13 protein-coding genes are annotated in these 13,372 nt (G+C 66.2%); 7 read left to right on the top strand and 6 right to left on the bottom strand.

Features of this window, described 5'->3' with window-relative positions:
• Window positions 1–13: 13 nt before the first annotated feature.
• Complete coding sequence (locus B2246_RS00865; RefSeq protein WP_008641614.1) at window positions 14–901, top strand: universal stress protein; 888 nt, start codon at window positions 14–16, stop codon at window positions 899–901.
• Window positions 902–1,024: 123 nt separating this feature from the next.
• Here B2246_RS00865 and bluB read toward each other — a convergent pair whose 3' ends face one another.
• From bluB to B2246_RS00840, 5 genes are all read right to left on the bottom strand, one after another.
• Window positions 1,025–1,714, bottom strand: a complete 690-nt coding sequence (bluB, locus tag B2246_RS00860) for a 5,6-dimethylbenzimidazole synthase (protein ID WP_286881341.1) — start codon at window positions 1,712–1,714, stop codon at window positions 1,025–1,027.
• Between the two features lie 103 nt (window positions 1,715–1,817).
• Window positions 1,818–2,414 carry a ParB-like protein gene (locus B2246_RS00855; protein ID WP_286881343.1) on the bottom strand — a complete coding sequence of 199 codons (597 nt, stop codon included), beginning with the start codon at window positions 2,412–2,414 and terminating at the stop codon, window positions 1,818–1,820.
• Between the two features lie 164 nt (window positions 2,415–2,578).
• Window positions 2,579–4,177, bottom strand: coding sequence for a rhodanese-related sulfurtransferase (locus B2246_RS00850; protein WP_286881345.1), 1,599 nt, complete (start codon window positions 4,175–4,177; stop codon window positions 2,579–2,581).
• Window positions 4,174–4,794, bottom strand: a complete 621-nt coding sequence (locus B2246_RS00845) for a cysteine dioxygenase type I (RefSeq protein ID WP_008641596.1) — start codon at window positions 4,792–4,794, stop codon at window positions 4,174–4,176. Before B2246_RS00845 ends, B2246_RS00850 begins: the two co-directional genes overlap by 4 nt.
• Before the next feature lie 102 nt (window positions 4,795–4,896).
• A complete protein-coding gene (locus tag B2246_RS00840; RefSeq protein WP_286881349.1) occupies window positions 4,897–6,105 on the bottom strand; it encodes an acyl-CoA dehydrogenase family protein in 1,209 nt (402 codons plus the stop codon).
• 194 nt (window positions 6,106–6,299) lie between these two features.
• On the opposite strand from B2246_RS00840, the gene B2246_RS00835 reads away from it, so the two are divergent.
• The 6 genes from B2246_RS00835 to B2246_RS00810 all read left to right on the top strand — a co-directional run bounded on the left by B2246_RS00835 (window position 6,300) and on the right by B2246_RS00810 (window position 12,323).
• Window positions 6,300–7,391 (top strand): LLM class flavin-dependent oxidoreductase, encoded by a 1,092-nt coding sequence (locus B2246_RS00835; protein WP_008641588.1) that lies wholly within the window; start codon window positions 6,300–6,302, stop codon window positions 7,389–7,391.
• 36 nt (window positions 7,392–7,427) lie between these two features.
• Window positions 7,428–8,453 carry an ABC transporter substrate-binding protein gene (locus B2246_RS00830; RefSeq protein WP_008641586.1) on the top strand — a complete coding sequence of 342 codons (1,026 nt, stop codon included), beginning with the start codon at window positions 7,428–7,430 and terminating at the stop codon, window positions 8,451–8,453.
• Between the two features lie 4 nt (window positions 8,454–8,457).
• Window positions 8,458–9,501, top strand: a complete 1,044-nt coding sequence (locus B2246_RS00825; protein ID WP_008641584.1) for an ABC transporter permease — start codon at window positions 8,458–8,460, stop codon at window positions 9,499–9,501.
• Complete coding sequence (locus B2246_RS00820) at window positions 9,495–10,283, top strand: ABC transporter ATP-binding protein (RefSeq protein ID WP_008641582.1); 789 nt, start codon at window positions 9,495–9,497, stop codon at window positions 10,281–10,283. Before B2246_RS00825 ends, B2246_RS00820 begins: the two co-directional genes overlap by 7 nt.
• Window positions 10,284–10,298: 15 nt before the next feature.
• Window positions 10,299–11,492 (top strand): c-type cytochrome, encoded by a 1,194-nt coding sequence (locus B2246_RS00815; RefSeq protein ID WP_286881354.1) that lies wholly within the window; start codon window positions 10,299–10,301, stop codon window positions 11,490–11,492.
• A 141-nt stretch (window positions 11,493–11,633) separates the two neighbouring features.
• A complete protein-coding gene (locus B2246_RS00810; protein ID WP_008641579.1) occupies window positions 11,634–12,323 on the top strand; it encodes a hypothetical protein in 690 nt (229 codons plus the stop codon).
• On the opposite strand, the gene waaC is transcribed toward B2246_RS00810, so the two are convergent.
• The gene (gene waaC, locus B2246_RS00805) at window positions 12,278–13,300 is read right to left on the bottom strand and encodes a lipopolysaccharide heptosyltransferase I (protein WP_035882357.1); all 1,023 of its coding nucleotides are present in this window, start codon (window positions 13,298–13,300) and stop codon (window positions 12,278–12,280) included. The genes B2246_RS00810 and waaC overlap by 46 nt on opposite strands.
• Between the last annotated feature and the right edge of the window lie 72 nt (window positions 13,301–13,372).

Below are 13,372 nucleotides of genomic sequence, written 5' to 3'. Positions count from 1 at the left end.
TAGCGAGATGCCCATGACGACTCTCCCCGCCACCTCCCCGCCCGCAAGCCTGATGCTGGCCACCGACCTGAGCCCACGCTGCGATCGCGCCCTGGACCGTGCAGCGGGACTGGCCCAGGCATGGAAGGCCGAACTGATCGTGGCCCATGTGCTCGACCCCGCCGCGCACCCGGACCAGGCACTGGCCTGGGCTGCCGATACCGGCGGTGACGGCGATGCCCTGCATATCGCCCGCCGACAGATCGATCGTGACCTGGCCGGACTCCCCGTACGTGCCGAGGTGCGAATCATGAAGTCCCGGGATATCTCGGAGACGATCCGCAACATGGCAACCGTTTCCGGCGTCGGCCTGGTGGTCACCGGCGTTGCGCGGTATGAGCTGCTTGGCCGGTTCCTGCTCGGCTCTAGCGTCGAGCGCCTGGCGCGCACGCTCGCGCAGCCGTTGCTGATAGTGCGGAATCGCCCGCACGCGCCCTACCGCCGGATTGTTGTGGCCACCGACTTCTCCGAAGCCTCGCGCAATGCGCTGCTGACGGCGGCGCAGCTTTTTCCGGGATGCGAACTGACGGTTTTTCATGCCTACCTGCCGCCTTTCGCGGGGCTGACCGACACGCAACCGCAGCCTGCCTCCGCGCAAGCGCAGGAGCGAGCGCAGTACGACGCGTTTATCGCCGCCACCGCCTTGCCCGCAGGAACGCGCGTCACACCGCTGATCGTGCGTGGTGGGTTGGAATTGCACCTGACCCAGCACGTCCGCCAGCACGATGTCGACCTGGTGGTGATGGGCGCGCAGGGTCGCGATGCCCTGACTGGCGCGTTGCTGGGCAGCACTGCCGCAAAACTGCTCGACTGCCTGCCCTGCGACTCAATGGTCGTGCCCCGGCCGCGCTCGGTGGGTTGAAGGTATCGGGGAACAAGGCAACCCGGCCAGACGTAGCGTCAGCAACATCGATGTCCGCGACGTTCTCACGGTCGGGAGCCTTTGCGGTAGCCACGCCATGCCGCAAGCGGTCGCCTCCCGCTGTCAGTCGCCTCCGACCTGCTCCCCGCCACCAGAACCAGAGGCAGGCGGCAGGTCCGGGGATGCCCACAACATTTCCTGCAGCGGGCGGCGCTGCCGCCAGCCAATCTGCTCGAGCATCGGCTTTTCATAGAATGCCGGCACGGGCCCCAGGCACAGCAGCCCGAACGGCGTGGCGCCTTCGGGAAGCTGAAGTTCGCGTGCCAGCGCTTCGGGGTCGAACATCGAGACCCAGCCCAGCCCCAGGTTTTCGGCGCGAGCCGCCAGCCAGAGATTCTGCACGGCGCACGCGGCGGACGCCCACGCCATCTCACGCGGCATGCTGCGCCGTCCGAATACAGTACCGTCATCCGGCGCCAGCACCACAGCCAGCAGTTCAGCGCAATCGCGAATACCCTCCACCTTGATCCGCAGGAATTCCGCGGCCCGTTCCCCCAGGGCCTGCGCCGTGGCCTGTCGCTCGGCCTCCACGAATGGAATCAGGCGTTCGCGCCAGGATGGTGTGCTCAGGCGCATGAAACGCCACGGCTGCATCAGGCCCACTGAGGGCGCCTGGTGCGCAGCATCCAGCAGCCGTTCCAACTGCTCATCGCCAAGCAACGGCCCGGGCGTGAAATGACGGCAATCGCGCCGCAACGCCATGATGCGGTAGAGCGCTTCGCGCTCGGAAGCTTCTACGTGCGGGCCTGACATGCTTTTTCTTCCTTGTTGTCGATGTCCGCGTCATCCCGAAACGGAATGCAACGCCTGGACGCCCGACAAATACCAAACAGCAGCGGCAAGCGCAAGTCGCAGGTTACTTCGACTGGAACCCCGGCAGGCCCGACGCCCATTTGCTGGCGGCCAGCACCTTCGCGCATTTGACGGCGGCCTGGAAGTCGGCCTTCAGGTCCTCGACGGCGATGTGGCGACGAAAGAAATCGGCCCAGACGAACTCGGCGAAGGCCGTAGGCGTCTTCTGATACCCACCGGCATCGCGCACGTAGCCGGCCAGCGACCGGTACGGATCGTCGATCAGTTTTTCCAGATGGGACGGGATCAGGGTGTAGCAGTGGCGCACCCCGTTCTCGTCCAGCGGATGCACCCACTGGTTCTTGTCCATCTCCCCCCAGAAATCGCCTGGCGCGCTGGTGGAGAGATCGGCCTCCACCATAAAGAAGCCGGACGTAAGGCCCGCCTCCAGCGCAGCCCGGCCAAGGTGATGGTGATCGGTGATGTAGAGCTTGCCTCCGGGGCCTTCGACGGCCGGAATCGGATGCGCCTCCATGAACGCCTGCTGATCCTTGGGCTTCAGCGAGGCCAGGTGCGTCTTCTTGTCCTGCACTTCGATCATGCCCACTGTCAGTTGGGTGGGATGCAGATCGTGGATCAGTGATTCTCGGATCTTCGGCACGGCGGTCGCCCTCCTGGCACATGGTTCGATCCAGGGCCGCAATCCGAAGCGAGAAAGCCGCGCCTCGCAACGTACGTCTCATAAAGAAAGCGGCCCTGGTTCCCGCAAGTATAGGAAACCAGGGCCGTCCCTCCGCTCGGCAGGTGCCTGCGGCGTTACCCGTGTCAGACCACCTCGAAGAAGTGCGTGCGGTCCCGGTCGAGTTGGGCGATCAGGCCAAACTCCCAGTCGAGATACGCCTGCATGGCAGCCGCCGCATTGTCGGTGCCTTCATAGGGCCGGCGATATCGGTCCGTGCGCGGTACGGCGAGACGAGTTTCCCCCTGCTCTACCGGCAAACCGGCCTCCACCCATGCCGCCGTGCCGCCTTCGAGCACGAAGACCTCGGCCGACGTCAGCGCCCGCAGATCAACCGCTGCGAACCTCGCCAGCAGGCTCGATCCACAGGTGAGCACATAGCGCTTCGCTGGCCGAATCGCCTTGATCGCCTGAGCCAACTGGGCACGGATGGCAAACCATGCGCCGGGGATATGGCGCTTGACGTAGTTGACGCTGGCGGTCACGTCGATCACGGCGACGTCGCCTTCCTTCAGCCATGCAGCCAGCGTGGCAGGCGAAACGGTCGCCACCTCGGGCGATGGCGGAACGTTCGCGGCCGCCAATCCACGTTCGCTGCGCTCATGTTCGCCAACGGGATCGACAACATAGACTTCCCACCCCATCTGCGCCAGCCACGACGCGCTCATGTTCGCGCGTACGCCATCGTCATCGGCCAGCACGATGCGCGCGCCACGTACTGGCGCCTGATGGTCGGTCTCCTGCACCAGTTGTCCACCGGGCGCGCTGCGGAATCCCGGCAGATGGCCGGCCGCGTATTCCTCGGGCGTGCGGACGTCGAACTGGTAGACCGTGCGGCCGGGCACATGCAGGGACGCCAATTCGCCAAATCCGATACGACGGACCCCAGCCCGCGCGGCAATGGCACGGGCGCCTTCGCGCGCCTTGTCGTGGTTGGCGGCATCCACCTGTACCGGCCCCACACGGCTCGCGCCGTGGTCCAGTTCCTGGCCGGCCAGCTTCCAGCCGATCGTGCCATTGCGCAGCGCCGCCACCGGGTTCGGAATTCCGGCGTTGACCAGCGATTGTGTGCCGATGATGCTGCGCGTGCGGCCCGCGCAATTGACGATCACCTGCGTCGCCGGGTTAGGGGCCAACTCGCGAATCCGCAGCACCAGTTCGGCACCGGGCAGGCTCGTGGCCGTGGGAATACTCATGGTCTGATATTCGTCGAAGCGGCGCGCGTCGACGATCACCACGTCGGCTTTGCCGTCAATCAGCGCCTGCACCTCGGGTGCGGCCAGCGACGGCGTGTGACGTTTCGCCTCCACCAGTTCACCGAACGACTTGCTCGGCACGTTCACGTCGCGAAAGACCTCGCCGCCTGCAGCGATCCATGCGGTCAGACCGCCATCCAGCAACGAGACGTCGGTGTAGCCAAGTTCCCGCAGTCTGGCCGCCGCGCTCGGGGCCAGATCCTCGCCATCGTGCTCGCCGTACACGACGATGCGCGTGTCGCGGCGCGGGATGCGCGCCCAGGCTTCGAGTTCGAGCTTCGACAGCGGAAAGTTGGCCGCCCACAACGGATGCTGCTGCGCATAGGGGTCTTCCTCCCGCACGTCGATCAAGGCGATCTCGGTGCGGTCCAGCAATGCCTGACGCACAGCCAGGCTGGTTGTCGTCGGAAACGATTGAACTTCAGTCATGACGCGATGGGGTCCTTCGAACGATCCCATGGATTGGGCAAGGTGGAATTGGAATAGCCGGAGATGAATGCCTTGCTGCCGCCGGTCTCCGGAAAGACATGCCGGCGTACCGCGCCGATATTGGCCCCGTACACATGGATGCTGATCGATACGCGGTCATCGTACGCATTGTGCACGCGATGGATGTCGCCAACCGTCGGCGACACCGCCTCCACGTCACCGGGGTTCAGCCGCGTTGCCTCGCCTTGTGGCTGCGGCGTGCCATCGGCATCGATCTCGAACGGCTGCGCGTATTCGGACCCGCGCAACATGCCGATCAGCCCCCATACGGTGTGATCGTGGATGGGCGTGCGCTGGCCCGGCCCCCACACGAAGCTGACAATCGAAAAGCGCTCGGCGGAGTCGCAGTGCAGCAGCATCTGCTGGTAGTACTCGGGATGCGGCTGCGCGTAGGCATCGGGCAACCAGTCGTCTCTGGCCACGAGTTTGGCCAGCAGGCTGCCGCCCTCGTCGAGAATGCGGGCTTCGTCGGGATGCTGGTCGAGCAGCGCCGTGAAAGCGGTAATGAAATCGCGCAGGGGCTTGAGCGCCTGCGCAGGGGTTGGCGATGTGGACATGCCATGTCTCCTGGATCATTCGGCCGTCGTGCCTGGGCAAGGTGTCGCGGCCGATAACGTTTGCCGCAAACATAGCACGACGGCGACGTTCCGTTGCGAGGATCAGTCGGCCAGCGCCGTGCGGCCGGCGGCAGTCAGGATCGAATCGTTCTGGGGCGTGTGGATGCGGCTGCAGAGCACATCGCGATAATGCCGCTCCAGCGGGTTATTGCGACTCAAGCCCTGATTACCGGAGAGTTGCAGCGCCAGCTCCACTGCGCGGATGGCATTCCCGGTCACCGTGAACTTGAGCAGCCCGCTATCTTCGGCCGACGGCGGCGTGCCGGCGTCGGTACGCCCCGCCGCATCGTCCAGCAGCACTTCGTTGGCGCGCAGCAGCGCGGCAATCTCGCCGATGGTCTCCTGCACACGCGGCAGGGTTGCCAGCGGCTTGCCAAGACTGCCAGGTGCGCGTTCGCGCACGAAATCCCGAATCCAGTCGTACGCGGCACGCGCCACGGCGTCATAGAGGCTGCCGAGCAGCACCACCATCCATGCCTGCTGGTCGATATTGCCGTCGATATCGGCCTGGCTCGCGCCCGCCGGGGCCCAAGCCGATGGCGGACGGATATCCACCGCATGTTCGATCGGAATCCACACATCCTCCAGCAGGGTCTCATGGCTGCCCGATGCCCGCAGCCCCATGTGGTTCCAGCTTTCGATCACACGGATGCCTGGCGTATCGGCTTCGGGCTTCGGCACAAGGAACACCCCGATCCGCGGCTCCGGTTCGTGCGTGCGCGCCCAGACCGCCAGCCAGCGCAGCGCGGGGATGCCGGTGCTGTAGAGCTTGTGCCCCCGTAGCCGCCAGCGATCGCCCACGCGCGTGGCCACGGTGCCGGGCAGACCACCCCGCGCCGGCGAGCCCAGTTCCGGCTCCACACGCAACGAGTTGATCAGCGCCCCCTCCTCCACCGCCGAGCGGAACACCTGCTCGCGCACCGCCTCCGGCCAGCGTGCCTCGTCCCGGCCGATCGCGCGGTGCTGCAGGTAGGTCATCGTCAACACCAGCGCCGTCGCGGCGTCTCCGCCGGCCACGGCGGCGATGATGCGGCGCGCCTCCGCCAGCCCGGCACCACCACCTCCCGAAGCCACAGGTACCGCCTGTGCGATCAGGCCGTACTGGTGCAGCAACGCGAAGTTGTCGTGGGGAAATGTGCCGTGCGAGTCGTGATCGGCAGCCGTGGCGGCAAGGCGCGGCGTGAGTTCGGCAAGGACTTTGGCCAGCCGCGCCTCACTGGTCGGCAGCCGGCGCAAGGGGGACGAAGACATCGGGAATCCTTCGGAAGACGTGAACGAATCGCTGCATAGCGTACCGCCCGAAGCGGGCTGGCGATAACGACGCAATTCGCATATCGAGCATCGGTTCCCAACGCATATGGAGTCGCGTTTTTATTCGTTCTCGCACGGCGCGCGCTGGCTTACGGTGGCGACTCGAACCGTTTCACGAACCAGGAGCGCCACCCATGAGCGTCGACATCATCGGCATGATCCAGAGCCAGAAACAGTCCGAGATTCACCCGCCTGACGGGCCGGTGATCGATCGCGACTACGTTCGCGCGTTCGCGCAGGCCCATGAGCAGGCCGGGTTCGACCGCATCCTGGTGCCTCACCACTCCACCGGGCCATCGGCCACGCTGACGATCTCCTACGCGGCCACCGTGACCGAGCGCATCCATTTCATGCTGGCGCACCGCCCCGGCTTCACAGCGCCGACGCTGGCCGCCCGGCAGATCGCCACGCTCGACCAGTTCAGCGGCGGCCGGCTCGGGGTGCATTTCATCTCGGGCGGGTCAGACGACGAACAGCGGCGCGACGGCGACTATCTCGATCACGACCAGCGCTATGCCCGTACCGACGAGTACCTTGGCATCCTGCGTCGCATCTGGACCGAGGACCAGCCCTTCGATCACGAGGGCACGTTCTACCGCTTCCAGCGCGGCTTCTCCGAAGTCAAACCTGCCCAGCAGCCGCATGTGCCGATCTACTTCGGCGGTGCTTCCGAAGCAGCACTCGCCGTGGCGGGCAAACATGCCGACGTCTACGCGCTGTGGGGCGAATCCCTCGACCAGGTACGCGAGCTGACCACGCGCGTGCGTGCCGAGGCCGCCAGGCATGCCCGCGAGGTGCGTTTCTCGGTGTCGTTCCGGCCCGTGCTGGCGGACACCGAGGAAAAGGCGTGGGCCCGCGCCGACAGCATCCTGGAACGCACCCGCGCGTTGCGCGTGCAGGCCGGCTACAGCCGTGGCGGCCCGCAACAGAGCGAGGGCGCGCGTCGTCTGCTCGCCGCCGCCGACAAGGGCGACCGCGTTGATCAACGTCTGTGGACCGCCATCGCGCGCGAAACCGGCGGCCGTTCGAATTCGACCGGTCTGGTCGGCACGCCGGAACAGGTAGCCGATGCGTTGCTGGCCTACTACGACCTCGGCGTCAGCACGTTCCTGCTCCGCGGCTTCGATCCGCTTGACGACGCCGTCGACTACGGTCGCGAACTGATTCCGCGTGTGCGCGCGCTCGTTGCGCAACGCGATGCCGAGCGCCAGCGCAAGGCAGCCTGAGCCGGCCTGAACAACTGAAAACGGGGAGAAAAAACCATGAGCCAGAAGCCGTCCCAACAATCGTCCCGCCCTGACAATCGTCGCCGCAGCCTGCTGCGCCTGGCCGGCACCACGGCCATCGCCGCTCCCGCGCTGATCCTGGGCCGTCAGGCCTGGTCGGCCCCGCGCAAGCTCACCTTCGCATGGAACCAGAATTCCTTCTGCCTGACGCCTATCGTCGTGGCGCAGGAGAAAGGCTTCTTCGAAAAGAACGGCTTGCAGGTGGATCTGATCAACTACAGTGGGTCCACGGACCAGTTGCTCGAGTCAATCGCCACCGGCAAGGCCGATGCCGCCGTGGGCATGATTCATCGCTGGCTCAAGCCGCTCGAAGCCGGCTTCGATGTGAAGATCATCGGCAGCTCGCACGGCGGTTGCGTGCGGCTGGTTGGCGCGAAGGCGGCCGGCGTCACGAACCTTCAGGCACTCAAGGGCAAGACCGTCGGCGTCAGCGACCTGGCCGCACCGGGCAAGCATTTCTTCACGATCCTGCTGGCCAAGAACGGCATCGACCCCGACCGCGACATCACCTGGCGGCAGTACCCGGCCGACCTGCTCGGCGTGGCCGTCGACAAGGGCGAAATCCAGGCAATCGCCGATGGCGACCCGAACCTCTACCTGCTGGAGAAGCGCACCAACGGCGCGTACGTGGAACTGGCCACCAACCTGACGGGCGAATACGCACGGAAGGTCTGCTGCGTGGTGGGGGCGCGGGGCGAGCTGGTTCGCAACGATCGCCCGACGGCGGCCGCGCTGGCGCGTTCGATCGTCCAGGCGACAGACTACGTCAACGAGAACCCTAACGAGGCGGCAAAGGTGTTCGCCAAGTACTCGCCCAAGATCAGCCCGGACGATCTGCGCAAGCTCTACGCCACGCTCACCTACACGCACCACCCTACCGGCGTGGATCTGCAGGAGGAGATCGCGTTCTACGCCGACGACTTCCGCCGCATTGGCGTGCTCAAGAAGTCCACCGATGCCAAACGCCTGGCGCAGCATGTCTACGCCAACGTGCTGGGGTAAGACCATGACGACCAACCAAAGCACCCTCAACGCGCGGCTCGCGCAACCCGCCCCCAGGACCGTCGCCCCACGCGTGACGGTCTGGCCCACGGGCATCGTGGCGGCGCTGGCCTGGGGCGTGTTCGGCGCCGTGACCTGGCGCTGGCCCAACAAGATGGCCGGGTTCAACGACTGGGCCTATACGGAGGAACTCGGCATCGTCGTGCTCGGTGTATCCGCCGCGCTGTTGTTGCTGGCCCTGACGGGCGGGTACGCAAGCCGAAGTGGGCCGCTTCAGCGCGCGGTCGCCGCACTGCGGGCAGCCGGTCCCTGGCTCGTCGCCCTGCCACTGGTCTTCACCGCCTGGGAGATCCTGACCGCCAAGACCGCGATCCTGCCGACGCCATTCTTCGCGCCGCCCCAGGCGCTGATCGAGGTCTACCTCGACGACTGGCAACGTCTGGGCGACAGCGCATTCAACACGTTGAAGCTGCTCGGCCTTGGCGTGGGATACGGCGCGCTGGCAGGCTTCCTGATTGGTGTGTCGATCGGATGGTCTCGCCGCATCGGCTACTGGATTCACCCCGTGCTGCGTGTGCTTGGCCCCCTGCCCTCCACGGCGCTGCTGCCGCTCACGTTCTACTTCTTTCCGTCGAGCTATTCCGCAGCGGTGTTCCTGATCGCGCTGGCGACCGCGTTTCCGGTGGCGGTGCTGACGTGGTCGGGCGTGGCCGGCGTCAACAAGAGCTACTACGACGTGGCGCGCACGATGGGCGCATCGGGCTGGTTCCTGGTGCTGCGCGTGGCGATCCCCGCCGCGCTGCCTCAGGTATTCGTCGGCCTGTTCATGGGGCTTGGCGCATCGTTCTCCGTGCTCGTCACGGCAGAGATGATGGGCGTGAAATCCGGTCTGGGCTGGTACCTGACCTGGGCTCAGGGCTGGGCATCGTACGTGAACATGTATGCAGCGCTGATCGTCATGGCACTGCTGTTCTCAGGGGTCATCACATTGCTGTTCGCCGTGCGCGACCGCGCGCTCTCCTGGCAGAAAGGAACCGTCAAATGGTAGCCGTAATGGAACACGCCCCCGAGGCCGCTGGCGCCCGGATCGACATTCGCAGTGTCAGCCACGCCTTCGGCGACGGCGCGCGGCGGTTGCCGGTGCTGGACGACGTCAGCCTCGACGTCGCGCCCGGCGAGTTCGTCGCGCTGCTCGGCCCGAGCGGCTGCGGCAAGTCCACGCTGCTGCGGCTGGTGGCCGGGCTCGAAACACCGAACGCCGGGGAGATCCGGCAGGATGGCACGCCCATCGACCACCCCGATCCCTCCCGCATCGTGGTCTTCCAGGATCCCACGCTGTACCCGTGGCGGCGCGTGCGTGACAACGTCGCGCTCGGCCTGCAGGCTCGCGGCCTGTTGCGACGTGAAGGCCATCGCGTCGACGCCGCGCTCCGACGCGTGGGCCTCGAAGCGTTCGCGGATGCCTTCCCGCATCAACTCTCCGGCGGCATGGCGCAACGCGTGGCGCTGGCCCGCGCGCTGGTCAACGATCCACGGCTGCTCGTGCTCGACGAACCGCTCGGCAAACTGGACTCGCTCACGCGCCTGGCCATGCAGAGCGATCTAGTCGAACTGTGGCAACGCGCCGGGTTCTCCGCCCTGCTGGTCACGCACGACGTCGAGGAGGCGCTGTTCCTGGCGCAACGCGTCATCGTATTCAGCCAGCGCCCGGCCAAGATCACCGCGCAGATCGACGTGGACCTGCCCTATCCACGGCATCGCGGCGACCCTCGGCTGACCGAGCTGCGGCACGAAGCGTTGCGGCATCTGGGTCTGGATGCCAGCTGGTAACGGGCAGCGCAACGCATGAATGGACCACCGGCACAGGCGTGGCTCAACACGCTGCTCACGCTGTTGCAGGATGGGCAGCTTGCGCTATTGCGGCTCTGGCATGGGCTGCACCTCTCCGGTGACGCGCATGGCCAGCCCGCCTGGCCGTGGGCCCGGAGAATCGCGGGGGAAACGCTGCTGATCGATCTGGGTCTGGCACGTCAGGTCGCATGGAGCCTTGCGGCAATCGCGGCGGCGCTGGCCTGTGTCGCCGTCGCCGGCATCTGGCGTGGCAAGCGGCTGACCTGGCTCGCTGCCGCGGCGCTGACGCTTATCCTCGCACCCTGGCCATCGCCGGCATTGTTGTTCACCCCTGCCGCACCCACCAGTTTTCACCGCAGCCCCACCCGCTTCTCAGCCGACAGCATCGCGCATGGCGCACGTCTCTACGCGCAGCATTGCGCCGCTTGCCACGGCGAGGATGGCCGGGGTGAAGGACCGCTCGCGGCCGGGCTATCGCGATGGCCACCAACGTTCGTCGGCCCGTTACTGGGACGCCGCGCCGGCGGCGATCTGTTCTGGCATATCGCCAATGGGATGCGCGATAGCGAGGGCCGGCAGACGATGCCCGCATTCTCGCGAGCGTTCGACGATGCCGACACCTGGGCCGTGATCGACTACACCAAGGTGCTGGCCGCCGGCGCTGCCGCCAGGACGTTCGGCAACTGGCCGATCCCATTGCGTCTGTTCGACGTCACGGTACGCTGCGGACAGGATGCGGGGCGCCCGATGGCCGACTGGCGCGGACATCAGCGCGTCCGAGTGGTGGCATTCGAGGGCGAGGGCGATGCCGGCGCGCTGCCACTGGAAGACCCACGCTTTCTGACATTGCTGCTGACGCGCGATGGGAAGCCGCCCGTCAATGTCCCACAGTTCCGCGCGGGGTGCGTCGCCGCATCACCGCTAGCCTGGGACGCATACGCCCGCATCGCCGGCATTGCCCCCAACAGACTGGCTGGCACCGAGTTCCTGGCCGATCGCGATGGCTGGCTGCGCGCGCGATCCCTGCCGGGCCGAGATGCGTGGGGTACCGCCGATCTGCTCTGTTCGACCGGTCAGGTCAACAAGGACCGTGGCCCGACATCGCCCGGCACGGATGGCCTCACGTCACTGCTGTTGCGCATGGATGCCGAACCCGTCCGATTCGTCCAGGGAGGCTTTATCCACTAGTCCCCCCGGCATCCGGTTGCGTCGGATCAAGTCACGGAGCAGCTTCAGAAAGGGCCGCCATCGCGCATCGAAAAATCCTCACATTGCGCCCCTTTGCCCCCCGTAGCGTATGCACTCCTCAATCGCTACGGACTGCTTCCGATGTCACTGGATCTTCTGCCCGCGGATGCCGGCCCCGACTTCGCCGTGGGGGCCGCCAAACCCTGGACGGGCCGCTATCCCGTCTCGTCCGGGCTCTTCGAAGTCCGCCCGGCGCGAATGCCGCGCGACGTATTGCCGGTGTTTGACGACGACCTCGACTGTATCGTCGGCTACCAGCGCGCATTCGCCGATCGCTGCCATCTCTTCGATCTGAATGGCGACATGCTTGGTGTATGGGAAGCCATGACGGCACTGCCGCCGCCGGCGGAACGTGGCTCGTTGATGGTAGTGGGCGGCTTGTGGAAGGCCAACGTGCGTGGCATGACCGCACTGGGATTGAACGGCTCAGGCATGGCGCTGGCACCCGCGATGCTCGCGCAGTTGCGTTCGCGTTTCGCCGCACTGGCGGACACGCCGCTGCTCTATACGGAGGCCGCACACGCACGCATGAGCGATCCGCAGCGATTCGTCCCTGTGCATATCTTGCGGCTGGCAATGCGCCACGGGGAGCGCATTGCGCCGCCTGAAGGACTGAAGGGCGTGGCCCGTTACATGATCGGACTACGGATTCGCCAACTGCCGTTCATGCTGGATCTGGTCACGGCGCATGCCGGCGCCACGATCGTCGCATTCAACTACTGGCGTTACGCCGACACGTCGCCCGTAGCACAATCGCGGGGCAATCCCTGACTTGCGCCGGCACCGTGCCCAGTGACCTGGGCAACCGCCGCCAGCACCTCGTCGACCGGAGGGCGCACGCCGTTGTCGCCGACCGAGATCGACTGGCCAGGCCGATTCACGCCGAAATGCGGCCGCGACGTCGCGGTGAAGATCATGACCGTGGGCTTGCCGAGCGCATCGGCCAGGTGCACGAACCCCGTGTCCATGCCGACGACCAGCGCCGCCGCATCGACACGCTGCGCGCACTCTGTGATCGACATGCGCGGCAGCACTTCCGCGCCAGGAATGGCGGCCGCTAGTGCCTTCGCCTCTTCGTGCTCCTGCTGCGATCCCCACGGCAACTGCACGCGGTAGCCCCGGAGCGAGAGCGCGTGGCCCACCTCGATCCAGTTTGCCTGCGGCCACTTCTTGATCTCGGCGGACGTAGCGTGAAACAGCATCGCACGCGGCACGCCGTCTGCGGCGAGCGGCGCGGCCGGCTTCGGGATGCTCAACTCGCAGGTTTCCTGCGGCTCGATCTCGTAGCCGAGCGCATTGGCCACCACGAGGCGCATCTTGTGCCGGCAGTCCGCATCACCGTGCGGCCCGAACAGTTCGGTATAGGCAAATTCGGCGCGTGACTCACCGAGAAATTCGGCGGCATACCCCAGGCGGCGGCGGGTCCGGGACAGGCGCGCAACGATCGCGCTCTTGTAGACACCATGCACGTCGATGGCCACGTCGTAGGGCTCGCGGCGCAACTCGCGCACCGCGCCGAGAATGCCACGCAGGTCTCGCCACTTCTTGCCGTTTTTCTTGAACTGGCGCAGCGGCGGTGCAATCACACGATCAATGCCGACCGTCCAACGCGGGATATCCGCGCAGGATGCATCGGCTACCCAGTCGATTTTCGCGCCGGGATAGGCGCGTCGCAGATCGTGGACCAGCGGTAACGTATGCACCATGTCACCGAGCGACGTGATCTTGATCAGTAGGATGCGCTTCATGAGGTGTGGGTCGGCCACGATGGCCAGCAAAAATGGGGGCGCCGCCGGACAGGCCGCGTTTTGGAAGGCGCT

This window comes from Cupriavidus sp. UBA2010, assembly GCF_002335265.1.
Classification (GTDB): Bacteria; Pseudomonadota; Gammaproteobacteria; order Burkholderiales; family Burkholderiaceae; genus Cupriavidus; species Cupriavidus metallidurans.
The sequence above is the reverse complement of the archived record's forward strand: the minus strand, read 5'-3'. Positions and strand labels throughout refer to the sequence as shown.